Annotated in this window: 24 protein-coding genes; 9 read left to right on the top strand and 15 right to left on the bottom strand. The window is 62.4% G+C overall.

Going from position 1 to position 23062, the window contains the following annotated elements:
* Both ABH15_RS04600 and ABH15_RS04595 read left to right on the top strand, forming a co-directional pair.
* Positions 1-1077, top strand: a complete 1077-nt coding sequence (locus tag ABH15_RS04600; protein ID WP_128693165.1) for a DUF2117 domain-containing protein — start codon at positions 1-3, stop codon at positions 1075-1077.
* On the top strand, positions 1064-2209 hold the full coding sequence (locus ABH15_RS04595) for an Nre family DNA repair protein (RefSeq protein WP_128693164.1): 1146 nt from the start codon (positions 1064-1066) through the stop codon (positions 2207-2209). The genes ABH15_RS04600 and ABH15_RS04595 overlap by 14 nt, the downstream gene beginning before the upstream one ends.
* Here ABH15_RS04595 and ABH15_RS04590 read toward each other — a convergent pair.
* Positions 2206-3861 carry an ATP-dependent DNA ligase gene (locus ABH15_RS04590; RefSeq protein ID WP_128693247.1) on the bottom strand — a complete coding sequence of 552 codons (1656 nt, stop codon included), beginning with the start codon at positions 3859-3861 and terminating at the stop codon, positions 2206-2208. The genes ABH15_RS04595 and ABH15_RS04590 overlap by 4 nt on opposite strands.
* Positions 3862-3988: 127 nt before the next feature.
* Between ABH15_RS04590 and ABH15_RS04585 the strand changes: the two genes are divergently transcribed.
* The 3 genes from ABH15_RS04585 (at position 3989) to ABH15_RS04575 (ending at position 7406) form a co-directional block, all read left to right on the top strand.
* Complete coding sequence (locus tag ABH15_RS04585) at positions 3989-5179, top strand: hypothetical protein (RefSeq protein WP_128693163.1); 1191 nt, start codon at positions 3989-3991, stop codon at positions 5177-5179.
* 66 nt (positions 5180-5245) lie between these two features.
* The gene (locus tag ABH15_RS04580) at positions 5246-5908 is read left to right on the top strand and encodes a PIG-L deacetylase family protein (protein ID WP_128693162.1); all 663 of its coding nucleotides are present in this window, start codon (positions 5246-5248) and stop codon (positions 5906-5908) included.
* A 163-nt stretch (positions 5909-6071) separates the two neighbouring features.
* Complete coding sequence (locus ABH15_RS04575; RefSeq protein WP_164913632.1) at positions 6072-7406, top strand: PAS domain-containing protein; 1335 nt, start codon at positions 6072-6074, stop codon at positions 7404-7406.
* A 10-nt stretch (positions 7407-7416) separates the two neighbouring features.
* Here ABH15_RS04575 and ABH15_RS04570 read toward each other — a convergent pair whose 3' ends face one another.
* The 5 genes from ABH15_RS04570 to modA all read right to left on the bottom strand — a co-directional run bounded on the left by ABH15_RS04570 (position 7417) and on the right by modA (position 11767).
* Positions 7417-8205, bottom strand: a complete 789-nt coding sequence (locus tag ABH15_RS04570; protein WP_128693160.1) for an MBL fold metallo-hydrolase — start codon at positions 8203-8205, stop codon at positions 7417-7419.
* Positions 8206-8522: 317 nt separating this feature from the next.
* Positions 8523-9581 carry a tungstate ABC transporter ATP-binding protein WtpC gene (wtpC, locus tag ABH15_RS04565; RefSeq protein WP_128693159.1) on the bottom strand — a complete coding sequence of 353 codons (1059 nt, stop codon included), beginning with the start codon at positions 9579-9581 and terminating at the stop codon, positions 8523-8525.
* A 10-nt stretch (positions 9582-9591) separates the two neighbouring features.
* Positions 9592-10386 carry an ABC transporter permease gene (locus ABH15_RS04560; protein ID WP_241648007.1) on the bottom strand — a complete coding sequence of 265 codons (795 nt, stop codon included), beginning with the start codon at positions 10384-10386 and terminating at the stop codon, positions 9592-9594.
* On the bottom strand, positions 10383-10931 hold the full coding sequence (gene tsaA, locus ABH15_RS04555; protein ID WP_241648006.1) for a tRNA (N6-threonylcarbamoyladenosine(37)-N6)-methyltransferase TrmO: 549 nt from the start codon (positions 10929-10931) through the stop codon (positions 10383-10385). Before tsaA ends, ABH15_RS04560 begins: the two co-directional genes overlap by 4 nt.
* A 20-nt stretch (positions 10932-10951) precedes the next feature.
* Positions 10952-11767, bottom strand: coding sequence for a molybdate ABC transporter substrate-binding protein (gene modA, locus ABH15_RS04550; protein WP_128693157.1), 816 nt, complete (start codon positions 11765-11767; stop codon positions 10952-10954).
* A gap of 297 nt (positions 11768-12064) precedes the next feature.
* On the opposite strand from modA, the gene ABH15_RS04545 reads away from it, so the two are divergent.
* Positions 12065-13204: a putative sulfate/molybdate transporter gene (locus tag ABH15_RS04545; protein WP_241648005.1), complete on the top strand. Its 1140-nt coding sequence runs from the start codon at positions 12065-12067 to the stop codon at positions 13202-13204.
* Positions 13205-13302: 98 nt separating this feature from the next.
* The gene (locus ABH15_RS04540) at positions 13303-13830 is read left to right on the top strand and encodes a zinc ribbon domain-containing protein (protein ID WP_128693155.1); all 528 of its coding nucleotides are present in this window, start codon (positions 13303-13305) and stop codon (positions 13828-13830) included.
* 33 nt (positions 13831-13863) lie between these two features.
* Here the strand turns inward: ABH15_RS04540 and ABH15_RS04535 are convergent, their stop codons facing one another.
* From ABH15_RS04535 to nifS, 4 genes are all read right to left on the bottom strand, one after another.
* Entirely contained in the window at positions 13864-15150 is a 1287-nt protein-coding gene (locus ABH15_RS04535; protein WP_128693154.1) for a serpin family protein, read from the bottom strand.
* 99 nt (positions 15151-15249) lie between these two features.
* The gene (locus tag ABH15_RS04530) at positions 15250-15996 is read right to left on the bottom strand and encodes a HesA/MoeB/ThiF family protein (RefSeq protein ID WP_241648004.1); all 747 of its coding nucleotides are present in this window, start codon (positions 15994-15996) and stop codon (positions 15250-15252) included.
* Positions 15993-16403: a Fe-S cluster assembly scaffold protein NifU gene (nifU, locus tag ABH15_RS04525; RefSeq protein ID WP_128693152.1), complete on the bottom strand. Its 411-nt coding sequence runs from the start codon at positions 16401-16403 to the stop codon at positions 15993-15995. Before nifU ends, ABH15_RS04530 begins: the two co-directional genes overlap by 4 nt.
* 4 nt (positions 16404-16407) lie before the next feature.
* Positions 16408-17583 carry a cysteine desulfurase NifS gene (gene nifS / locus ABH15_RS04520; RefSeq protein ID WP_128693151.1) on the bottom strand — a complete coding sequence of 392 codons (1176 nt, stop codon included), beginning with the start codon at positions 17581-17583 and terminating at the stop codon, positions 16408-16410.
* Between the two features lie 120 nt (positions 17584-17703).
* On the opposite strand from nifS, the gene ABH15_RS04515 reads away from it, so the two are divergent.
* Positions 17704-18054 (top strand): transcriptional regulator, encoded by a 351-nt coding sequence (locus tag ABH15_RS04515; RefSeq protein WP_128693150.1) that lies wholly within the window; start codon positions 17704-17706, stop codon positions 18052-18054.
* Positions 18055-18144: 90 nt separating this feature from the next.
* Here the strand turns inward: ABH15_RS04515 and ABH15_RS04510 are convergent, their stop codons facing one another.
* The 3 genes from ABH15_RS04510 to ABH15_RS04500 all read right to left on the bottom strand — a co-directional run bounded on the left by ABH15_RS04510 (position 18145) and on the right by ABH15_RS04500 (position 20244).
* Positions 18145-19002 carry a methanogenesis marker 8 protein gene (locus tag ABH15_RS04510; RefSeq protein WP_128693149.1) on the bottom strand — a complete coding sequence of 286 codons (858 nt, stop codon included), beginning with the start codon at positions 19000-19002 and terminating at the stop codon, positions 18145-18147.
* Positions 19003-19127: 125 nt separating this feature from the next.
* Entirely contained in the window at positions 19128-20030 is a 903-nt protein-coding gene (locus ABH15_RS04505; protein ID WP_241648002.1) for a TIGR00269 family protein, read from the bottom strand.
* A 19-nt stretch (positions 20031-20049) separates the two neighbouring features.
* Positions 20050-20244 (bottom strand): MoaD/ThiS family protein, encoded by a 195-nt coding sequence (locus ABH15_RS04500; RefSeq protein WP_128693147.1) that lies wholly within the window; start codon positions 20242-20244, stop codon positions 20050-20052.
* Positions 20245-20447: 203 nt separating this feature from the next.
* On the opposite strand from ABH15_RS04500, the gene nadA reads away from it, so the two are divergent.
* Positions 20448-21380 carry a quinolinate synthase NadA gene (gene nadA, locus ABH15_RS04495; protein WP_128693146.1) on the top strand — a complete coding sequence of 311 codons (933 nt, stop codon included), beginning with the start codon at positions 20448-20450 and terminating at the stop codon, positions 21378-21380.
* Positions 21381-21386: 6 nt separating this feature from the next.
* Here nadA and thiE read toward each other — a convergent pair whose 3' ends face one another.
* Together thiE and thiM are read right to left on the bottom strand one after the other, a co-directional pair.
* Entirely contained in the window at positions 21387-22028 is a 642-nt protein-coding gene (gene thiE / locus ABH15_RS04490; RefSeq protein ID WP_128693145.1) for a thiamine phosphate synthase, read from the bottom strand.
* Positions 22018-22827, bottom strand: a complete 810-nt coding sequence (gene thiM / locus ABH15_RS04485; RefSeq protein WP_128693144.1) for a hydroxyethylthiazole kinase — start codon at positions 22825-22827, stop codon at positions 22018-22020. The genes thiE and thiM overlap by 11 nt, the downstream gene beginning before the upstream one ends.
* Positions 22828-23062: the final 235 nt, after the last annotated feature.

Raw genomic sequence — 23062 nt, 5'->3', positions numbered from 1 at the left:
ATGAACCGGCAGAAACACACAGGAACACCGGCATCGGACACGGTCATGGTCGTGCACGGCCCGGAAGCCTTCGATAGCGGCGACGCCGGATGGCTCGCAGATCTCGTACGGCCTCGCGGGATTCTGGTCGCCGGGGTGATGGGCCGGTGTGCGGCAGAGGCCTCGGGTCGCCCCGTCCGGTGCACCGACACACGGCCGAGCATCGTGCTCGCCGCCGAGCAGGGGCGGGCGTTCCTCGTCAACCGCGGGAAGACACCAGCGTCCGGACGGATATTCGGCGAGCTTGTCGCAGGCCGCCTGCCGGAAGGGCGCGGTCTCGTCCATGTCGAATGCTCAAACCGGACGATCTTCGTCTGGAACGAAGGTGACCGCCGGCTTGCCGGAGACCTCGCCGACCTGACCGGGTTTCCGATCGTGGAAGCAGCCGGATCTGCCGGGACGAAAGGAGAGGGGCGCACCATCCGGGGGTGCATTCCGGGTGAGGCCGTCTTCGTCAACGGGGTTGTTATCGGGACGGCGACCGCAGAGACGGTGGTGCTGGCATCCGGGAGCGGCACCATCGAAGCGATCGCCGGGATCGACCTCAAGCAGCACGGCGTCGAGAAACTGCTCCGGGGAGGAGTCCCCGACCTTGCCGCCGCCTGGTGCAAGAGCGGCCGTGTCCGGTCGGCAGTGCCCAGGCATGCCGGACGGGCACGCGAGACGGGACGGATCGCTGTGATCGATCACGCCGGCCATACGCTCTACCGCGAGATAGCGGAGGGCGTCGCCGGTGTGCTCAGTATCGGCGACGACACCACCGCCGTCTGCGGGCATATCTGCGCCCACCATGGCATCCCCGTCTTCGGCGTCATCGACGGCGACGGCGACGATATCATCCAGGCCGGGTATGCACCAGGCTCGGTCGTGGTGGAGACAGCAGGAGAACGCGACGACGATCTCGGGTGCGAGATCGCTGCATCACTCGGTGAGGAGCCTGTATCCTGGGAGGAGTGGGTCGCAGGAACACTCGAACATCTCGGCGGGCGGGTGCGGATAACGGTCGACAGGCGGGGAGGAAACGGTGCGGTGCGCTGAGTGCAAGGGAAAGAAGGGACTTTGCGGGCTTGAACGCTGCCCGGTCATCAGCCGATTCCATGCCCAGCTCGCGGTGAAACCCTCCGACCACTACATGGGCGGGGCGCCCTCGGTCTTCGTCGGGAGTTACGGCTACCCGAACGTCAGCGGTGGGCCGCTTTTGATCAACGATCCCGACACCCCCCCGGTCTGGGTCGACCGCGGCCTCTCGATAGACGATATCGTCGGCCTGCGAGCCCGGACGATCCGCGGGACGTCGGAGGTTGCGCGGGTCGTCGACAACATGCAGGAGATCGCGCTCTCGAGCAGCCCCCTCGACGTCGAGGTGCGATTCACAAAGCCGGTCGCGGTCGACGTCAGGTTCGACGGAACGGTTGCGCCGGTAGGCCTTTCCGGGGCTATCAGGAAGATGGATATCATCGACAACGCCCGGGTCGAGCGGGCGGTGGATAAGATCACCTCCGACACCGACCTTCCCGCAGTGGATGCCTGCAACCTCCTCCACGAGTCGTCGATCGACGTCTACCGCATCACGGAACTCCTCACGACGGGACTCCTCGGGAAGAAGCGCCGCATCGTTCCCACCCGCTGGGCGATCACGGCGGTCGACGATATGGTCTCGACCGGGCTAAAGAAGAGTGTTACCCGTTACCCGTCGATCGAGGGATACCGGCTCTTCGACGGTACGCTCTACGGGAACCATATCGTCTGCATCCTCGCTCCGGGGGACTGGAAGTACGAGATGATCGAGATCTGGGGGCGCCGGTCACTCTGGTCGGGAGAGACGGAGACGATAGCGGTCGACGGCGAGGGGCAAAAGAAGACGGGCTACTCGCCTCTCGCAGGCGCCTACTACTCGGCCCGCCTGGCGGTGACGGAGTACCTGGAGAGCATCAGGCGTTCGGCACGGGTCATCGTGCTCCGCAGCATCTCGAGCGAATACTGGGCGCCTCTCGGCACCTGGGTGGTCAGGGAGGCGGCGCGGGCCGCGATGAAGAACCCGGCGGGCACCTATGCCACCCTCGACGAAGCGGTCGCGGCTGCCTCCCGCCTCCTCGGGAACGCACGCTGGCTTCCGGAGAGCAGGCTGGTTCCGGAGCTGAAGACGCAGAAAACACTCTTCGACTTTTAAGAAGGGGCGGCTCCGCCCCCGTTCTGCTGCTGCCGGTAGCGTTCCCGGACGGCATCGAGCGTTTCGATATCGCCCGCGCCTTTATCCTCCCGGAGCCGCACGAACCGCGGGAACCGGAGAGCGTATCCGCTGCTGTAGTTCGGGCTCGTCTGGATCTCCGAGTAACCAACCTCGAAGACGAACTCAGGCTCGAGCGTCACCTCTTTTCCCGACTGGGCGATGACACGATCCTTCAGGAGCGCGTAGAGTTCGGCGAGCATCTCGTCAGAAAGGCCCGTCGCCACCTTGCCGACGGTGAGGAACCGTCCCTCGTCCTGGCACGCGAGGAGGAACGACCCGAAGACCCCGGCCCGGCGGCCTTCACCCCACTCGGCGCCGACGACGACGAGGTCTATCGTATCGACTCCGGGTTTCACTTTCACCCACTGCCTCCCCCGGATCCCGGGCAGGTAACGCGACTCGAGCACCTTGACCATCACGCCCTCATGGCCGAGATCGAGCGCCGCAGCATAGATTCCTTCGGCCGCCGTGGCGTCGGCCGTCCTGACCTGCGGGGCGATATGTTCGGAGAGCACCTCTTCGAGCTTCTCCCGCCGCTCGGAGAGGGGGAGATCGATCAGCGTCTCGCCGTCGAGGTAGAGAATATCAAAGACCCGCGGAACGAGCATGATCTCTTCCATCATCGCGTCGATCCGGTGCTTTCGCCGGAATCGCCTGATGACGTACTGGAACGGCATCGGCCGGCCGTCCTTGATCGCGATCGCCTCGCCGTCGAGGATCACGTCGCGGTCTGTTGCGGCCATAAGCAGCCGGGCGATATCGGGGAGGGAAGCTGTCACGTCCTCGAGCCTCCGGGAATAGATCCGGCACGTATCACCCTGTTTGTGGAACTGGAACCTGCTGCCGTCGTACTTGTACTCGACCGCCACGTCCCCGTACTCCTCAATCCGCTCGGTGATCGTCCCCTGCTGGGCGAGCATCATCTTCACGGGGCGGAAGAGTTCGATCTTCACCTCTGCGAGGGCATCCGCCCCCCGCCGAGCAAGGAGAGCGACCTCACCAAGATCGTTCATCGCCTGGTGAGCGTGCTCGACGAGGGAAACGTCGACTGCGAAGGCTTTTGCGATAGCGTCACGGACGTTCCCCTCGCCCATCCCGATCCGGAGTTCTTCCAGCATCAGACGGGAGAGATACCGCCCTTCGAGCGGCCGGGCGTTCGCAAAGAGCCGTTCCGCCACCCGGGTCTTCTCCCGCTGCGAACGGTGCCCCCCGGCGACCGCCATCCGCTCGAGGTCGCGGTAGACCTCGATGAGGTCGAGCTCTTCGGGGGAGATAATAACCTTCTGCTCTTTGGTGGCGAAGAGCTGCTCGACGGCGAGGCCGGCATCGCCGAGCGTATTGATAGTCTCCCGCACAACCTCCTTCTTTGTCCCGGCAACGTTGGCTACGGCCTCGTAGAGGAGATTCGGCCCCACACCGAGTTTCAGCGGGCTCCAGTCGGCGAAGACCCGCCCCATGATGAAACGAACAAATATAGGGAGTTCCTCGTCCGTGAGCGATGGAAGAACGCCGCTCACGAGATCGATCATCTCAAGGCGGCCGGATATACCCTCAAGCTGCTCGCAATAACGAGAAAACTCCATAAATCGCATAAACAGATCTCGATCAATCAAGGTTTCGGGGGAAATAATAACCTTGTGTTTCGTGGAACAGCGCCCGGCCGCGGCGGCCGCGTAAATAATAAACAATATCCCTTCATCGCCCAACCATGTACGTAATATGGAGGAGCCGTGGCAACCCGATGCCGTCCAGAGCCGGAGACTCGATCAGCTGGAAGCCTCCATGTCCGAGTATATCGAGAGGAATATCGACACGATCGAGATGAATCTCCCGGTATTCTTCGGCCACGTTGCTGCGTCTCTCGACCGATCGTTCCCGTCGCTGCCCGACCGGGAGTACGACGAGTTCATCGATGCCGTCACCTTAAAGCTCCTCAATACGATCCGGCACCAGCCCGATGTGGACTTTCTCGAAAAGGTGCTCCGCCACGCAATGGGCAACAAGCGGCGCCGGAAAGGCAGGGCAACCCTCGACGTCATCGCCGGGCTGAAACTGATGAACAGCGGAAACTTCAGCCAGGCGCTCGATTACCTGATAAAACACCGGAACGCCGACGCCCGCATCAATACCGCCATCGCCTACTGCTTTTACCGGCTCGGCCAGCACCAGAAACCGGCCGCAAAGCCACTAACCCCGTTTCGCCCGGGGAATATGGAACTACACGCCCGCGAGGAGATGATCACGCTTATTCGGGCGAACCCCCCACAGAACCGCCTCATCCTCTTTAACCAGAAGGACTCGCAGCTCGACAAAATCTTCTGGTTCATGCAGGAGCAGGCGGTCGAATGGTTCCCGAGCGAGCCGGAGTTTCTCCGCCTCGGGATCCGGAAGGCGAGGCTCGATGAAGATACGCAGCGACGGCAGCGCCTCGTCGCGCTCGCCACCGAACGGTTCCACGACGACAAGTATTTCCTGACGGAGGCGTTCACCCTCCGGATAGAACAGCGGGACGGCAACGCGGCCGCAGCCATCGTCAAACAGATGATGCAGCAGTACCCGGACGATCACGAACCGATATACTTCGGGCTGAAACTCGCTGTCTTCGGGGCGCAGCCGTCGTCGTACTACAGTTTCCGAAAGCTGGCACTCCTCAAAGAGTTCCCCTCCCGCCTGCTCCTGCTGCTCGATATAGCCTTCGAGCTGATGTGCAACCGGCAGAACGAAGCCCACCTCTGCTTTCTGGAGGCGAAGAAGGCCTTCGGGAAGAGGAATCACTTCATGACCGCGCTCGAGTACATCTTCCGTGATGCACACCGCGACGACCCGGAACGGGCAAAGCGGGCGAGGGGCACCCTCATTACCGCCGTCGATCAGTTCTGCATGCAGACGCTCGGCATCAGGCAGGACTGACCGGGACCCTCAGCCCGGCAGACTGTTGCGCAAAACCAATGAACCTCCTCATCGATCAGTGATCGTATGAGGATTCTTGCAATTGGTGCACACCAGGACGATCCGGATATCGGGTGCGGAGGGAGCCTGATCCTTCACGCTGATTCCGGTGACGACGTAACGGTTGTATACGCCACGGACGGGGCAGCAGGCTCGGCGACTATCCCGAAGGATCAGCTTATGCCCCTCCGCAGGACCGAGGCCGAGCATTCCGCAGCGGTTCTGGGCGCGAAAAGACTGATTTTTCTTCCATTCAGTGATGGACAACTTGCATATGCAGGCTACGATCTGGTGACCGAACTCGGGAAGATCATCCGGTCGGAGCGGCCGGAGATCGTTTATGTGCACCATCAGGAAGACGCCCATCCCGATCACCGTGCTCTTGCCGCAGCGACTCTGGATGCCTGCCGCAGGGCGTCGACACCGTACTTCCAGGAGATGGGCAGCGGACAGCATACCGTCACCGAAATCCGCCTCTATGAGGTCTGGACACCGCTCCGGGAGTATCGCCGGGCAATCGACGTATCAACCGTTATCGACCGGAAGACGGAAGCTATCAGGCATCACCGCACCCAGCTTTCGCTCATACCCTACGATGAGGTCGCCAGAGGTCTTGCACGGTACCGGAGTATCGCCGTTAGGGGGAGCACATATGCGGAGGTCTTCGATACCGCCAGGGCGACGTGGTGATCCCGGCGGGTTACCGATCGGGAGCCGGATCGGATCAAAAACCGCCGAAGAATGGTTACCGGCATAGAAGCCGCCGGCACACCCCGGTAAATCAAATTTAACCATTTAAATACGGAATAGCAGAGCGATGCCTATATCAAGGGAAACACGCAACAAGTCAGTATTGAACGCGACACCGCATCTTATCGACGAACTCCCGTACGCGATCGTCCACACCGGTGGCGACCGGACGATCCGGTACCTGAACCGTTCAGCGGAGGCTTTGTTCGGTACCCGTCATGAGAGCGTCATCGGGATGCAGGCCGGCGAGTTTTTCGCACGTTATCTCGCCCCGCGCCTGGCGGACGAACCGGTGTGCTGTGAGACCATCGCCGAGGCGATCCGATCCGACCGCGACATTCCGGCGGCGACACTTCGTTTTGCCGACGATGCGGGCAGCTTCTGCGAGGTCGAGTATGCAAGTGTCGTCGTCAGGGACGGGCCGGCATCCGGCGGGCGAATCGATACCTACCGGAGGATCAGGCGGGTGGAGCAGGCATCGTCGCCCGGAATCGATAAGACCACCCTCATCAGCGCCCTCGAGAGCGCTCCCTACGCGATTCTCCTCCTCGATGCTGACGGCAGAAGCATCTATGCAAACCGGACGTTCACCGCGATCACGATCTACTCGATCGAGGATGTTCCGGACCTGCTCACCTGGTTTACCCGGGTGCACCCGAATCCGATGTACAGGGCAAAGGTACTCGATGCCTGGAACGAGCAGATCATCAGGAACAGAAGACCCGGCGTCTTCAGCGTCGTCTGCGGCGACGGCAGGGTCAGGGAGATTGAGATCCGGTCGACTGACCTCGAGGGGGGGGCAACCCTCCTTGCCATGCTCGACATCACCGAACGCAGCGCCGTCGAGGAGCAACTTAAACAGGCAACAGGCGAGCTCGAAGCGGTGATCGATGCGTTCCCCGACCTGTATCTCCGGGTGAACTTCGACAGCACCATTCTCGAGTTCAGGGCGGGAGAGAAGGCGGATCTCTCGTTCTCCCCGCAGGTGCTGCTTGGCAGAAAGATCCGGGAGATTCTCCCGCAGGAAGACGGCCAGGCCTTTCTCGAAGCCATTGCACGGGCGCTCGAAGGGGAGACAATAACGTCGCAGGAGTTCTCGCTCCGCCTCCCCGATGGGCGGCGGTGTTTCGAGGCGCGGATAGTGCCGCTCCGCGAGAGGCAACTGATGGTGATCCTCCGTGACATCACCGAGCGGCGACGCGCCGAGGAGGAACTCCGGCGGTACCGCGAGCACCTCGAGGATCTGGTGGAGGAACGCACACTGGAACTCGACGAGGCGAACCAGCAGCTCCGGCGCCTGCTCCACGAGATCGAGATCACCGAACGGAGAGCTGCGGAGGAGTCGCTCGCGCATCCCGGAGAACCCGCAGAGTTCGAGGACGAGATCTTCACCGGGCTCGACAGTATACCGCTCGATCCGTCGCAGCAGAAAGAATAGACACGCCGCCTTACAGGCGGAGGCCACACCCGGCGGGATTGTCATCCCACGGGTGCTGCGGGGCGACGGAGATCTGCATCCGGTCGGCGTAGAGACCGAGACCGTTAAGAGCGGTCGAGAGCGCTTTTTCATGGGTGTTGTTCACCTCACTGAGGTGAGCAAGGAGGACGGAGTCCACCCGGCCGGCCATCGTCCTGAGGCAGAGTGATGCAGCGGAGTTTGAGAGGTGGCCACGCTTCGACCGGATCCGCTGTTTCAGGTAAACGGGGTAGGGGCCGTTCTCGAGCATCTCAGGACAGTGGTTGCTCTCGAGGAGAACCGCGTCGCAGGCGGCGAGGCGCTCCATCATCCCGTCGGTGACGATGCCGGTATCGGTGCAGCAACCGATCCGGAGATCCTGCTCGCCGATACAGTAACCACAGGGTTCCCGGGCGTCGTGGGATATTGCAAACGGTTCTATGGTAAAGTCGCCGAGGGAAAAAGACTCCCCCGTAACGCACCGCTCCGCCTTGACGCATCCCCGGTCTCCGAACTTATTGAAGAACGCCGCCAGCGTCCCTTCCGTGGCGATGACGGGGACGCCGAGCTTCCTCGCGAGGACGTCTGCGCCGCGCAGGTGATCCGAGTGCTCGTGCGTGAGGAGAATTGCTTCGATTCGCTTTTCATCCCCGCCGGCACGGCCGAGACGGCGAAGGAGTTCGCGTGCACTCAGCCCGGCGTCGATGAGCAGCGCACCGCTCTCACCGTTCAGGTAGGCAGAGTTTCCTTTGCTTCCGCTGGCGAGGATGGTCAGCTCCATTCCGGAGATATTGGCACTCTGCCGATTTAAAGCCATAGAACCGGGCAGTCTCCACCGAAGAAAAGCCCCCGGATACGGATAGATTCCGGATAAAACGCCGTTACGGCAAGAAATGGGCGGCCAGGGTTTTTCATACGGTTCTCACCGATCCCGGGAACCCGGAATATGCACAGACCGCCCGGCAGTGCGTCTCCCGGCACCACACGGAGAGCCTGATCATCCGGCGGAGCCCGGGCGCGGGGGCACCGTCGTCGCAGGCATCCGGGACGCTTCACCGCTATCGCCCCGAGAAGAGAATGAGGGGGGGTCCGGGAGACTCAGGCGTTCCCGCCGGGGAAGACGTGGGCGGCAGTGGCTTTGAATGCGATGAAAACCGGATCGCCGACGGAAAGACCGGTCTCCTCGAATCCCTGCCGTGTCAGGGCAACGATAAATTCCGCTCCTGCATCAACCGTGAGCCTGACGACTGCGCCGACGTGCACGATCTCGCGGATCGTTCCGGGGAATGAGTTCCGCACCGGCGAAGCGAGGGGCTCTGTTGAGATCAGAATATCCTCCGGCCGGACGGAGACGTAGACCTCTCCTTCCTCAGCCGAATGAGCACGTATCTGCGGCCCGTCGATCGCGATAACGGCGATGCCGTCATCAACGGACGATACACCCCGGAAAACATTCGTCGCACCCACAAAGTCTGCCACAAACCGGTCCTTCGGCCGCCGGAAGATCTCGTCGGGCATCCCGATCTGGACGATCCGACCCTGATTCATGATAGCGACACGGTCGGCAAGATCGAAGACCTCCTCGAAGTTGTGCGTTATGTGGATGACGGTCGTCTTCGTGAGGGCATGCAGCGACTTGAGCTCCCTGCGGAGGATCTCGCGGGTCTTTGCATCCAGCGCACTGAGAGGCTCGTCCAGGAGAAGCGCTCGCGGGCTCATAACCATCGCGCGCGCAATCGCAGCCCGCTGCTGCTCGCCGCCGGAGAGCGTGCCCGGATACCGGTGGAGCAGGTGGGCGATGTTCAGCATCGTCGCATACTTCCGGACCGCCTCAGCAATCTCCTCTTTCGGGACCTTCTTCGACTTCAGGCCAAACCCGATATTCTCCTCAACCGTCAGGTGCGGGAAGAGCATGTAGTCCTGATAGACCATACAGATCTTCCGATCCTTCGGCGGTGCATCGGTGATCTCGCGTCCGTCGAGGCGGATCTCTCCGGAGTCCGGTTCGTAGATTCCGGCAACCGTCTCGAGAAGGATCGTCTTTCCCGCTCCGGTCGGGCCGATGATCACCAGGTACTCCCCGTCCAGAACCTCAAGCGAGACGCTGTCGAGGAAAAATTCACCCATATCCTTTGATACGTTCGTTATCTGCAGCATCCGTTCACTCCTACAGGCGCGCCCACCCGCCGTAGCGTTCGAAGACGTAGAGCGAGACGACGCTGATGGCGATCAGGATGGTCGCCGCCGAGATGGCGAGGTTCAGTTTCCCGCACGACATGTTCAGGAAGAGGGAGATCGGCAGCGTCTCGGTCACCATGCGGGTTGCCCCGGCGATCATCAGCGCGGCACCGAACTCCCCAATACCCTTCGCCCAGGTGATCACCGAGCCTGCAAGGAACCCATTCGCCGCCATCGGCAGGGTAACACGCCAGAGCGCCTGGGTATCGGTGCACCCGAGCGTCTTTGCCACGTACTCGTACCGGGGGCTGATCCCCTCGAAGGTGGACCGCATGATGCGCAGCATAAAGGGGACGTTGACGAAGAACTGCGCGACGATGATCCCGAGAGGCGTAAAGACGAAGACCAGTCCCGCCATCGCCAGCGCTTTTCCTATCGGGCTCGCACCGAAGAAGAGCAGCAGCCCGACACCCGCCACGAGCGGCGGGAGCGCGAGCGGCATGTCGAGGATCGTGTTTACGGCGTGCTTCCCGAAGAAGTCGTAGCGTGCAAGTGCGTACGCCGCCGGAACACCGATCAGGATGCAGAGGATCGTCGAGACAAACGACGTCGCCAGGCTCAGGTAGATGGCGAACCGGATCTCGGAAGAGAGGAGTGAGGAGATGAGGCCGTCCAGAGTCGGATGGCTCATCACCATAACGAGGAGCACCACAATGAACGTGGCGAGCCCAACGCCCGCGCCGATAGTGACTACCTTCAGCGGCGAGCGGAAAAGACCTCTCACTGGTTCGTCCTCTCCCGGTCCCGTAGCGCCCTTGGCGTGCTGTTCCACTCGGCGATGTCGTCGATGTGCTGGTCGTCTACCCATCCGCTCCGGACTTCATCGCGGTGATCGAACCGGTAGACATAGGGTTTGATATCGATCAGCGGCGTCCCGTCGAGGACGTCCACCCCTTTGATCTCGAGCACGTTCCCGTGCACGCCGAGCAGCCTGACGATCGAGATGCCGATCGGGTTCGGGCGCTTGAAGTGCCTGATGGCAAAGATACCGCGCTCCTTTTCGCCGTCCAGGAACGGCTTCTGGAGGAGGGTGCACTCACCCGCCCGGTCGAAATGGTAGAGGAGAATTATGTGCGAGAAGGACTCGATGTCCCGCAGTCCCTCCGCGTACTCAGGGAAGACCTCAACCCGTCCAACTGACTCGTTGAAGATCCCCTGAATCGGTGTCTCATCCTGCTCGGTGAACTCTGAATGAACGATGCCTATCGGTCGGTATCGGATCTCCATGGTTTTCACGTCCTGGTAGTTTCTGTTCACGGTAATTACCATCCCCTCGTGTAGTAACCCGATCAGACCGTCCCGTAGTAGGAGTCGGGGTAGGTCGTGAATCCGTGTGCAGTGAAGATCGCCTTACCCTCATCGGAGGAGACAAACGCGACGAACTGATCGGCGAGCTCCTTCTGTTCGGAGAAGGTCAGACTGCCGATGGGAACGATCTTGATGATATTCTGCTCCTTCGGGATCTTGACAAGGTCGAGCTTCTCGCTTTCGTAGAGATCCTCCCAGACGATCGCGGCATCTGTCTGTCCGAGCGAGGTGTGGACGATGAGCTCGTTCACCGTCGCCGTGCGTGCAACGGTGTTGGCAAAGACTTCGTCCTTGATACCGTTTTTAGCAAGCAGGCTGTCACAGAGCTTGCCGATGGCACAGGCCTCCGCGTCGCCGAGCTCCACCTTGACTCCCGGCCGTGCGAGGTCGGCAAGACAGGTGATATTTGCCGGGTTGCCCTTCGGCACGACGATCACCGGGACGTGGTAGACGACGAGTTCTTCCTTCTCGACAAAGCCTTTCTCGCGGGCAGCATCGAAGTACGAGGTCGCGCCCGGCATGTAGACATCGCCCTGCTTAACCAGTTCCATCTGCGAGAGCAGTGCACTCGAACCAGCGAAATTGTAGTTTACGGCGTTACCGTACTTCTCCGTAAAGACAGTACCGATCTCATCCATCGGTTCACGCATGCCGGCACCGCAGTAGACCAGGAGCGATGCAGACTCGCCTGTGGCTTCATTCGACTCAGCAGTTGCTGCAGGACCGGTGCATCCGCAGATGAAGACGGATGCACAGGTGACGAGCAGCAGCATGAAAACAATCCGTTTGTTGTGCATAAAAAGGATTGACCGACCGCAGAAGATAACTGTTTATATTGGAGCACATCAGCAAGGCGCTTAAGTTAAATTGATTAACTTTACTTAAATTCGGCCAGGCGCAGATTCCGGGTGCAGGACGGCACGAGGGGTCCGGCAAGACCCGGAGAACAGGTTCACGCTGAAGGAGAAGCAGAAAAGACCCGGATCCACACGCAACGGACGATAACCTCATGCATGATCCGGATCACCGCTTTCATGCCGGTACCGAAATCAACAAACATCATTACCGCCTACAGACTACCCGTGAGGAAGGGAGTGGCATCGCACGCTCAGACGGGAAGCGATCCCGGAGGCATCCGGTTCACCCTTGAGGAGATCGCAGGCGGACTCGGGGATATCGGCACGATATTCCCGATCATCCTCGGGGTCGCCCTCGTCTCGGATGTCAATATCAGCCACATCTTCCTCTTCCTCGCGGCCTGGTACATCATCGCCGGCCTCTACTACAGGCTCCCGATTCCTATCGAACCGATGAAGGCCATCGGGGCGATCGTCATCGCCGAAGGAATAACAGGAGATGTAATCGCGGCAGCGGGAATTACTCTCGGAGTCCTCTTCTTCATCCTCGGGGTCATCGGCGGGATGGAGCGTATCCGAAAGTGGATCCCGCAGAGCGTCATCCGCGGTGTCCAGGCAGGGCTTGCACTCCTGCTGCTCAGGACGTCGCTTGGCTATATTATCGACGATCTTCTCTTCGCCGTGCTCTCGATCGCCATCATCCTCGTCTTCTTCGTTCTCGCAAACCGGACCCGGCTGCCGGACATTTCGGCCCTGGTCGTGATCGCGATCGGTCTTGCCGCCGGCATCCTCACGGTCGGGTTCCCACCGTTCCGCCTCATCCCCCTCCCGCACCTGATCGTTCCCACGTTCGCGGACTTTATCAGCGGTGCATGGACGCTTGCCCTCCCGCAGATCCCCCTGACCCTGGCGAACGCCATCCTCGCGACTTCGCTCCTGACGATCGATCTCTTCGGAAAGGAGGTCAAACCCGACCGCCTCTCCCGGACGATCGGCCTGATGAACCTGGTCTCGACACCCTTCGGCGGGTTTCCGATGTGCCACGGTGCCGGGGGGATGGCAGCCCAGTACCGGTTCGGTGCCCGCACCGGTGGAGCGAACATCGCCGCAGGCCTCTTCATCCTCGCCTTCGCATTGCTCTTCGCGCCTCCCGAGGTGCTGACCCTGATCCCGATCGGCATCTTCGGCGGGCTCCTGGTCTTCGTCGGGATCGAACTCGGAAAGCACAGCATCAAGACCGATTCGTATATCGTCACCGGGGTTATCGCCGTACTCACGCTCGCGGTCGGGCTCACGGTCGCGTTCATCGCCGGCATGGCTCTCGCGTACGCCCTGCAGCGGTGGCGGCCGGGAACGGGGCGGGTACCGGAGGAGTGACGGAGCCCCGGCAGGAATATTTATTCCGGGTCTGCTCCATTCTTAATTTAAGAGCATTTTCACGATGCACGAGTGACCGATCATCAGGAGGAGACGATATGGAAGAGATATCCATGAAAGCATGCCAGAGCTGCGGCATGCCGATGAGAACGGAGAGTGACTTCGGCACCGAGGCCGACGGCACATGCTCGAATGACTACTGCATCAACTGCTACCAGCGTGGCGCCTTCACTGAGCCCGAGATCACCATCGACGCCATGGCGGAGAAAGGCGGCGCGATACTGGCGCAGCTCTTCGAGATCCCCGTCGGGAACGCGAAAAACTTCTGCAGAGAGCAACTCACCTGCCTGAAGCGGTGGGCAGGGCGGGAGATTCCGGTCTGCGCAAGCTGCGGGATGCCCCTCGCCCGGGACGAGGACGCCGGAACGGAGGCTGACGGATCGCGGAGCACCAGATACTGTATCCACTGCTACAAGGACGGGGCGTTCACCGAGCCCAATCTCACGAAGGAGGAGGCGGTTGCGAAATATGCCCCGATGATGGCGGCACACCTCGGCATGCCGGTCGGGAAGGCGGAGGGCATGGTGGCGCAGTACCTCGCGACGCTTCCACGGTGGCGGGAGTAAACCGGTAGAGCCGCAGACGAGGGTGGGGTGGATTCAGGCCGCCTCCGGCCGCATAACCCGCCCCATGAAGAGAATGTTTCCGGTCTCACTCTCCTGAATGAGGAAGACGAACGGGTGATCCGCCTTAAAGACGGGCGTCTCATCTTCCCGGACGGAGGTCAGGCTTACGACGACCCCGGTCGCCGCCGCTGCCTCGGTGCCCTCCTCGTTCACGTCGACGAACGCCTTATGGACGACGTCGCTGATGAAGAGATCCTCCGATCCGTCCATCCCTGAGAAATCGGCCGCTGCGGTGAAGGGCGTCGGCATCCCCATCGCCGCGAGCGTCTCCGGGAGGCCGTACTCCGTCTCGAGCGTGAACTTCGGGAAGTAGACGTCGACACGCTGTGATTCAAGCGACTGCCGCAGCTCCGAGAGATTCTGCAGGTTGAGACTCTCCTCGGCAACCGTCAGGTTCCCGTCCTTCGGGAGCAGGACGAGCATCGAGAGATTCTGCCCGTCTCCGGAAGCGTACGGCAGCGCGAGCACCTGGAGCGAATCGGTCTCCGCATACGGGTAGACGGCATCCTCGTCGGTCCGCTGCATCATCGGGACGGTGACGGTCTGGTTCTGCGAGACGCGGAAATCAGTGTCCTCGGTCTCGTTCGCGTCGAACTGCAGCGTCCACGTTCCTTTGAAGTAGATGGCGTTCGTGATCACGAGCCGGGTCAGCGGGGTGATCGATCCGGCCGGCAGCAGATCCTGGATTCTATCCTCAGTCTGCTCTTCGACCCACCGGTTGATCGCCAGGCGCGACTCCTCCGGAGCGCCCACGAAGTCGAGGTTCGTCGTGTTCGCGTCGTAATAACGCTCCGCCGTCTCGATGTACTCCGGGAGGAACGGATAGGTCTCTTCCGCCCAGAGTGCGTTCGCCGTCCGCAGGGTGTAGTTAGCATCGCCGCTGTTCAGCCCGGCATTGATCCCGGCGAATCCCTCCCTGCGGAGCGTATCATTCACCGGGAGGTGCAGCACCAACCGTATCTCGTCGGCGGTCTCTCCCCGTGCGCCTTCGTAGGTGATCCCGAGGGCCGATGAGATGCTGAAGGGCGAGAAGAAGAGATTCTCCGTTGCCGACCCGTTCGCGAGGGAGCGGTAGAGGTCGAAAGCAAACTCGTTGTTTCCCGCGGCGACGCCGCGGGCGGCATCCGCCACCGTCGCCTGCCTGGCGGGGGATACGGGTTCTACGGCCGTCGTTCCAGGCAGTTCGGTGCACCCCGCAGCGATACTGCCGAGTGCGATGAACGATGCCAGGATCAGCATGCCGATCATCTTTCGGTTCATGCTCTGCTATACGGCATGCCGGAGAGTTAAACCCAGCGTTAACGACGAAATTCTTCGAAGTCTCGATCCGGCCGGCGGCGGACGGCAGAAACACCGGCTCTATCGCTCCCGCCTCGCCGCGCCGCAGTCCTGGCAGTCCGGGTGCCGCTCAACCGGCAGACTCTCCATCTCCGTTGTAGCCCCGCTCCAGATGAGGAGCCTGCCGGCAAGCAGGCCGTCCATCCCGAGGAGGAACTTGATCGCCTCGTTCGCCTGGATCATCCCGATGATCCCGGCCGTGACGCCGACAGCCGGGAAGACTTCCGCCGGAGGAGCCCTCGGGAAGATGCACCGGAGGCAGGCGGTCTTACCAGGGATGATGGTCGTCGCCTGGCCGTCGAACCCCCGGATAGCGCCGTGGATGAACGGGATACCCTTCGCGAGCGCGACCCGGTTCAAGAGGTAGCGGGTCTCGAAGTTGTCGAGGGCGTCGATGATCAGGTCGGCGTCCCCGACGAGCGCTGCGGCGTTCGCTTCATTGATGGTGGCCGGAAGATCCGTGACCCTGACATCCGGGTTCAGCAAACGGAGTTTCTCTGCAGCGGAGTCGGTCTTCCTGCGACCGAGATCCTTCTCCCAGTGGAGAACCTGCCGGTTCAGGTTCGTGCGGTCGACGGCGTCGCAGTCGGCAAGCCGGATCTCCCCGACCCCTGCCGCGGCAAGGTAGAGGGCGACCGGACAGCCGAGCCCGCCGGCGCCGGCGATAAAGATCTTCGCCGCCTTCAGCCGCTCCTGCCCCTCCTCACCGAAGAGGAGGATCTGCCGGTCGTAACGCGAGAGCTCGCTCTCGCGGAAGGAGCCGGTCACTCCCCGGCCTCCGGCCCCTCTGCCCATGCGGGAAGGCCGTTCTTTGTGCGGCAGTCGTTTATCGCCGCATGAATACACTCTTCCGCGAGCACCGAGCAGTGCAGTTTCTGCGGCGGGAGCCCCTCGAGCGCTTCGGCGACCGCCCGGTTCGTGACCCCCCAGGCTTCTTTCAGCGTCTTGCCGACGATCATCTCCGTCGCCATCGAACTCGAGGCAATCGCCGCCCCGCACCCGAAGGTCTTGAACTTCGCGTCCGTGATCCTGCCGCCCTCCACCCGGATGCAGATCTTCATGATATCGCCGCAGGCCGGATTCCCGACCTCGCCGACACCGTCCGCATCCGCGATCTCCCCCATATTCCGGGGGTTCATAAAGTGATCCATTACCCTATCGCTGTATCCTGTCATGCACCTACCTCGTATCCGTCGGTGTCAGCGGCGACATGCTCCGGAGCCGTTCGATGATGCCGGGGAGCACCTCGAGGACGTAGTCGATATCCTCCTCCGTGTTCTCTTCCCCGAGGGTGAGTCGGAGCGAACCGTGGGCGTGCTCCGCCGGCAGCCCACAGGCAAGAAGGACGTGCGAGGGATCCAGAGTCGCCGAGGTGCAGGCGCTCCCCGTCGAGGCAGCGATCCCGAAGTAATCGAGCATCAGCAGGATCGACTCGCCCTCAACGTAGCGGAACGCAATATTCACGTTGTTCGCGAGCCGCTGTGTAGGGTGACCGTTTAGCCGGGATTTTGGGATCGTGTCGAGGATGCCCGCAATCAGGCGGTCGCGCATCGCGGCGATCCGCCGGGTACGCCCCTCGAGGTCGGTGACGGCATGCTCGATCGCTTCTCCGAGCCCCACAATTCCAGGGACGTTCTCGGTGCCCGCCCGCCGGCGCCGCTCCTGGCCGCCGCCATGCATGAGCGTCTCTGCCCGGGTGCCCTTCCGGATGTAGAGCGCCCCGATCCCCTTTGGCCCGTAGAATTTATGGGCCGAGAGCGAGAGGAGATCGACGGACAACGCATCGACGTCGATCGGTATCGCACCGATCGCCTGCACGGCATCGGTATGGAAGAAAATATCGTGCTCGCGGGCGATCTTCCCGATCTCGGCGATTGGCTGGATGGTGCCGATCTCGTTGTTCGCCGTCATCACCGAGATCAGGATCGTTTCGGGTGTAATAGCAGCCGCGACCGCCGCCGGGTCAACCCTGCCGTACTCGTCGACGGGAAGGTAGGTCACCGAAAAACCCTGCTTCTCGAGGTGCCGGCAGGGGTCGATGACTGCGTGGTGCTCGATCGACGAGGTGATGATATGATTGCCCTTCTTCCGATGAGCAGCGGCGATCCCTTTTATGGCCCAGTTATCGGACTCCGTCCCACCTGACGTAAAGTAGATCTCCTCGGGACTCGCCCCGAGCGCGGTCGCTACCTTGATGCGGGCTTCTTCCACGGCTTTACGCGCCTCCCGCGCCCGGCTGTAGAGCGAAGAGGGGTTCCCGAACTTTTCCGAGAAGAACGGAAGCATCGCGTCGACGACTTCCGGGTGAGTCGGCGTGGTCGCCGCATGATCCAGATACACCTGCCTCGTAACCATGAACGTTCACTTCCGCTGCGGGCAGAGCGCCGGGGAAAGATATTTCCGGAGCCCCCGCAATTCACAATTGTGAATTTCCATTAACCGTACTATTCACGATCCCTTAAGCGTTGTGATATCATGAAGTTGCCCTGTCAGGCTATTGTCTGGGATGTGCTGCCCGCAATACGGGCGGCTATCGCTGAAGAACTGATCCGGTGCGGCGTCTCCCAGCAGGAGGCCGCCCGGCTTCTCGGGATGGCGCCTTCGGCGATCTCGCAGTACCTCTCCGGGAAGCGAGGCTACCGGATCGTCTTTGAGAACGACGTGAAGGCATCGATCAGAGAGCTCGCCCGGGATCTCCGCGAAGGAAAGGTCGACGACCTCGCCGGACGGATCTGCGCCATCTGCATACAGCTCCGGGAAGAAGATCGTGAGTTCTGCCGGTGCAGTGAGGAGATGAGCGATGAAACCCCGGGAACGCCTGACTGAAGGGCCTGGGACGGGAAAGCCACTCTTCATCGTCGAGACACCCGGGGGGTGGCGGTTACAGTACACCGGGCATAATACCCGAAGTAACTGTCAGACAAGGGGTTCGGGCTGCCGGCCACCCATGGCCGGGAGACGGGTCGGCTTTACCAGCACCTGTTCGTCCGACCTGCGTACCTTCTCGAGGATGAGGTCTTTTCCGCGCTCCGTCATCGCATAGACCGGTACCGAGACCCCGGCCTGGACGAGTGCCCGCGAGCCCGCGATCTCCCTGACCGTTCCCGATGCGCAGGTCGTCACGAGGTCGGCGGCCGCGGCGACGGTCGCTGCTCCGTCACGGGTCATGCCGGTGACGTGCACCGCGACGATGAAGGCATCGGGGTGCGCCTCCCGGATCGCCGCCGCGTCTTCCGGAAGCGCGACCGTGACGGCGATCTTCCGGTAGCCCTTCTCCTCTGCAAGCGCGACCCCCGCCGCAGGGTTCATCGCCGCAGTCTCGCGGTCGAGGACGAATCCGCCGCCTTCTTCGATCCTGTCCATGACCGACGGGTACGGCGTCGTCCGGACGAGCCCCGACATCCGACCGCCGATCCCCTGCACCATCGCAGGATCGGTCACGACGACCGTCCCGGCACCGTCACAGGCGAGAACTGCGGCGTCGATCAGCCCGGCCTTTATCCCGAAACTGAGCAACTCGGACGCTCCGAAGCCAACGAACTCACGGGTCTCCAGCACCACCCGTTCGGGCGTGCACATCCCGAACGCTTTTATCCGGTGCTCGATATTCTCCCTGACCGCGTCCGCCGATATCTCCGGTACCGGGCATGCAAACCTTTTTGCGAGCGGGCAGTCGGTGATGATCGCCTCGCCGACCTCCACGACTTTCCCGTTCCTGACGACGACCCGGGTCTTTCCTACCGCTTCGATGACGTGCTCGTCCGTATCCGGCATACTGTATCTCCTCGAAGAATGCTCCTGGTATCTCTCTTTCTGCAGACAGATATGGATCGCGATCCACCCGGTTCAAAGCACGCAGACCTTTCAGTCATGCCCACCGCACCCCGGGCGTGCAGGCTCTACCGCTCTTCCCGTCCAAGCAGCCTGCAGACCTGGCAGACCTCGCCGCTCGCAAGTTCGCCGCAGATACGGCAGAGGCGAAGCTCCCCCGCAGGCTCCGTCGGAGAGGCCGAACCGCGGATCTCCTCGCGGAACTGCATGAGACGGCCCATCGTGCCCGGGTGGCGGTGCTCCATCGTCGCGAGCATCGTCCGCACCTCTGACCGGAGGGCGGTGCCGGCATACGGGCACTCGGGCAGGTCGCGATAGTACGCCCGGAGGAGCAGGTATATCGTGATCTCCTTCTCGGAGAGGACGGCAAGGGGCTTTATTCTCGGGACGAACTGGCCGGGCAGCCCCGTCGCGGTATCGTGGAGGAGGTGGGGGAGGTCTCCGCGGAGCACGTTCATGAGCACCGACTGCGCCTCGTCGTCCAGGTTATGGCCGGTCGCAAGTTTTGTCGCCCCGGTGCGCCGTGCCGCTTCGACGAGCGCCCGCCTCCGCAGCACGCCGCAGACGGTGCAGCCCTGCGCCTCTCGTCCAACGAGGAGCCTATCGAGATCGCCCCCGAAGAGATCGGGAAACGTGACGATCCGGTGCTCGACACCGAGCTCCGCCGTCAGAACCTCGGCGGCCCTGAGGGTTTCCTCGCGGTAGCCCGCGATCCCTTCGTCGACGGTGACCGCAACGAGCGTCGCATCCGTTCGCGGGACGAGGCGGTGGAGCAGCAGGAGAAGAGCGGTGCTGTCTTTTCCCCCGCTCAGGCCGACGGCTATCCGGTCACCCGGCGTGATCATTCGTCCGCATTCAAGAGCGGTGGCGACGCGGGTCTCGACGTCCTCGATGAAATGAGCGGCGCAGAGCCGTCGATCGGGTCCGGTGAGGTGGACGACCGCAGGTTCGCCGCAGCGGGCGCACTGCATCTCTGCGGCAGGCACCCGATCACCCGCCATGCGAGACCCGCAGAATCCGGATCTCGTCGCCGTCGTCCGCCGTCACGTCCTCGGGGACGACCCTGCCGTTTTTCACGACGATCACGGTCGTCGGGTTGATCCCGAGCGAAAGGAGGATCTCCTCTATCGGCGCGGAGGTGCAGGAGACTGTCCGCACGCTTTTATCCGGGAGGATGATATGCATAGATATAGCAGAGGGTTGATCCCGCCACCCCATAAATATCCTGCAGGATTCGGGGGAACATTTTTCAGGATCGCGAGATCCAGTTCATCCAGCATTCGCGGGATGCAATTCGGCACCGCCGGCGCCGCCGGCAAGAGACCGCACGGAAGGGTCACATCGTGACGTTCCCGGTACTACCGCGAAGATAGACAGGTTGTGATACTATCCCCGTTTCCGATACTCCCCGAGAGAGAGAGACCGTACTCCGGCAGATTGCCGCACTGAAGGGCGAGCGGAACGCGACGGTTCTCGCGCATAACTACCAGGTTCCCGAGGTGCAGGATATCGCCGATCTTGTCGGAGACTCGCTCGAACTTGCACGAGCGGCGGCGAATCTCGATAGCGACGTCATCGTCTTCTGCGGCGTCGATTTCATGGCCGAGACGGCAGCGATCCTCTCGCCGGAGAAAACGGTCGTCCTGCCCGCCGCAGACGCCTGCTGCCCCATGGCCAGGATGATCACCGCCGGGGAGGTGCGGGTGCTCCGGCAGCGGTTCCCGGATGCCGCCGCCGTCGCCTACGTCAACACCTCGGCAGAAGTAAAAGCGGAGAGCGATATCTGCTGCACCTCCGCAAACGCCGTCGCCGTCGTCGAGTCGCTCGCCGCGGAACAGGTGATCTTCCTCCCGGACAGAAACCTCGCCCGCTACGTCGCCCGGTTCACGGCAAAAGAAGTCCTCCCCTGGGACGGCTACTGCATCGTCCACGAGCGGATGACGGCCGATGAAGTGGCGGCAGCCCGGCGGGCTCACCCGGATGCCGAGGTGCTCGTCCACCCCGAGTGCCGCCCCGGGGTGATCGATCTCGCCGATCACGTCTTCTCGACCTCAGGGATGGTCAGGCATGCCTGCACGAGCACAGCCCGGGAGTTCGTCATCGGCACCGAGGTAGGGCTCCTGCACCAGCTCGAAAAGCAGTGCCCGGGGAAGGTCTTTTACCCTCTCTCGAACAGGGCGATCTGCGTCAATATGAAGAAGACCAATCTCTCCGCGGTGCTCCGAGCCCTCGAGCGGCTAAAGCCGCGGGTGACGGTGCCGGAAGACGTCGCCGCCCGGGCACGGACGGCGATCGAACGGATGCTGGCCCTCCCCCGGTAGGACGGATCACCGGCGGCCGCCACCCTCTTTTGCAGCGGCGATCAGCGATTTCAGCCCACATACGGCCGCCGTAACGTCCGATGCACCAACCACCGCCGAGATGACCGCGACGCCGTCGGCTCCGGCGGCGATCACCTCCCCGACATTATGGCACCCGATACCGCCGATCGCCAGCACGGGTACGGAGACTGCCGACCGGATCGCGGCAAGGACGGCAAGCCCGTAGCCGGAGCCGGCATCCTCTTTCGATCCGGTCGAGAATACCGGGCTGAGCGCGACGTAATCGGCGCCGCCGGCCACGGCAAAAGCCGCTTCTTCGACGGATCCTACGGAGACGCCGATGATGAAACCGGGCGGTGCGATCCGTCGTGCAGATTCGAGCGGCAGATCGCTCTGCCCGAGGTGGACGCCGTCCGCTCCTGCGGCAAGCGCCACGTCAAGGCGGTCGTTCACGATGAAGAGGGCGTCTCCTGCAGAGGTGACCGCCCGGATCTCGTGTGCGGCCGCGAGGAGGTCCCGGCACGAGAGTGTTTTGTCGCGGAGCTGAATGGCATCCGCCCCGCCGGCGACCGCAGACCGGGCAAGCTCGGCGTGCGTCCGGCCGCGGCCGATCGCTTCGTCGGTCACCACGTAGAGGTCATAGGCCATCGATCGTCCTCACCCGTGTGTGTCCGGCGAGATCGTCCTCCGTGAGGGTGAAGAGCTCGTCGATAAGCCCCGTCCGGAAGGAGTAGGGGCCGCTCGCCTTCGCAGCCGCACGCTCTCCCGCTCTTCCGAATGCCGCGAGCGCCGCTGCCGCCGCGATTGTGCGGTCGCTCTCGACCGCGACGAAGGCTCCCGTGACCGATGCCGCCATGCACCCGGTACCCGATAGTTGCCCCATCAGGGGCGTGCCGTTTTCTACCAGGACGACCCTTCTGCCGTCGGTGACGATATCGGTCGCCCCGCTCATCGCGATGACGGCTCCGGTCGTGCGAGCGCATTCCCGTGCGGTCTCGACCGGGTCACCGGTGACGCCGCCCGAATCCACGCCCCGGACACGTCCTCCGGTACCGGCTATCGTGCCGATCTCGCCGGCGTTCCCTTTCAGGACGGCGATCTCGATCCGGTCGAGGAGCCGCGCGACACTCTCGGTTCGTAGCCGTGTCGCCCCCGCGCCGACCGGGTCGAGGACGACCGGGATACCGAGTTCGTTCGCCCTCACGCCGGCGATGAGCATGGATTCGACCTGATCGCGGGAGAGTGTCCCGATGTTCAGGACGAGCGCGCCTGCAGCACCGACCATCTCGCCCGCCTCTTCGGGAGCCGCGGCCATCACCGGGGCGGCACCGGCGGCTATCGTAATATTGGCGCAGTCGTTGATCGTAACACAGTTCGTGATATGGTGCACGAGCGGCCGCGCCGACCGCACGCGCGCCAGGATATCGGCGCATGTCGTTGGATTCATGGTAGCTTCCGTACGTATGAACAGATAGTGACGGCAGAAAAGGTATGTGTGCCGGTGCCCATCAGAGTTCCTTTGAGGCATCGCTCTGCCTGACGAACCGGCCCCGTTCTCCCCTGCGGGACGCATCACGGCATTACGGGTTCGGAGCAGAGACCTCGATCCCTCCCGGAAGCGAGGTACTCCGGACCTTCGATTTCCCGATTTGTATAAATATTTTGGAATAGTATTCGGGAAC

Origin of the sequence: Methanoculleus taiwanensis (assembly GCF_004102725.1) — an archaeon.
GTDB classification, from domain to species: Archaea; Halobacteriota; Methanomicrobia; order Methanomicrobiales; family Methanoculleaceae; genus Methanoculleus_A; species Methanoculleus_A taiwanensis.
This window is presented reverse-complemented; position numbering and strand designations above follow the sequence as displayed.

Excerpts from the sequence above, each read along its gene's own strand:
- ABH15_RS04510 (WP_128693149.1), bottom strand. The coding sequence starts at position 19,002 with ATGCCGGATACGGACGAGCACGTCATCGAAGCGGTAGGAAAGACCCGG.
- ABH15_RS04580 (WP_128693162.1), top strand. The coding sequence starts at position 5,246 with ATGAGGATTCTTGCAATTGGTGCACACCAGGACGATCCGGATATCGGG.
- nifS (WP_128693151.1), bottom strand. The coding sequence starts at position 17,583 with ATGGTTACGAGGCAGGTGTATCTGGATCATGCGGCGACCACGCCGACT.
- thiM (WP_128693144.1), bottom strand. The coding sequence starts at position 22,827 with ATGAATCCAACGACATGCGCCGATATCCTGGCGCGCGTGCGGTCGGCG.
- ABH15_RS04535 (WP_128693154.1), bottom strand. The coding sequence starts at position 15,150 with ATGAACCGAAAGATGATCGGCATGCTGATCCTGGCATCGTTCATCGCA.
- thiE (WP_128693145.1), bottom strand. The coding sequence starts at position 22,028 with ATGGCCTATGACCTCTACGTGGTGACCGACGAAGCGATCGGCCGCGGC.
- modA (WP_128693157.1), bottom strand. The coding sequence starts at position 11,767 with ATGCACAACAAACGGATTGTTTTCATGCTGCTGCTCGTCACCTGTGCA.
- ABH15_RS04600 (WP_128693165.1), top strand. The coding sequence starts at position 1 with ATGAACCGGCAGAAACACACAGGAACACCGGCATCGGACACGGTCATG.
- ABH15_RS04500 (WP_128693147.1), bottom strand. The coding sequence starts at position 20,244 with ATGCATATCATCCTCCCGGATAAAAGCGTGCGGACAGTCTCCTGCACC.
- ABH15_RS04505 (WP_241648002.1), bottom strand. The coding sequence starts at position 20,030 with ATGCAGTGCGCCCGCTGCGGCGAACCTGCGGTCGTCCACCTCACCGGA.
- nifU (WP_128693152.1), bottom strand. The coding sequence starts at position 16,403 with ATGACAGGATACAGCGATAGGGTAATGGATCACTTTATGAACCCCCGG.
- ABH15_RS04540 (WP_128693155.1), top strand. The coding sequence starts at position 13,303 with ATGGAAGAGATATCCATGAAAGCATGCCAGAGCTGCGGCATGCCGATG.
- ABH15_RS04585 (WP_128693163.1), top strand. The coding sequence starts at position 3,989 with ATGGAGGAGCCGTGGCAACCCGATGCCGTCCAGAGCCGGAGACTCGAT.
- wtpC (WP_128693159.1), bottom strand. The coding sequence starts at position 9,581 with ATGCTGCAGATAACGAACGTATCAAAGGATATGGGTGAATTTTTCCTC.
- ABH15_RS04570 (WP_128693160.1), bottom strand. The coding sequence starts at position 8,205 with ATGGAGCTGACCATCCTCGCCAGCGGAAGCAAAGGAAACTCTGCCTAC.
- tsaA (WP_241648006.1), bottom strand. The coding sequence starts at position 10,931 with ATGGTAATTACCGTGAACAGAAACTACCAGGACGTGAAAACCATGGAG.
- ABH15_RS04515 (WP_128693150.1), top strand. The coding sequence starts at position 17,704 with ATGAAGTTGCCCTGTCAGGCTATTGTCTGGGATGTGCTGCCCGCAATA.
- ABH15_RS04590 (WP_128693247.1), bottom strand. The coding sequence starts at position 3,861 with ATGCGATTTATGGAGTTTTCTCGTTATTGCGAGCAGCTTGAGGGTATA.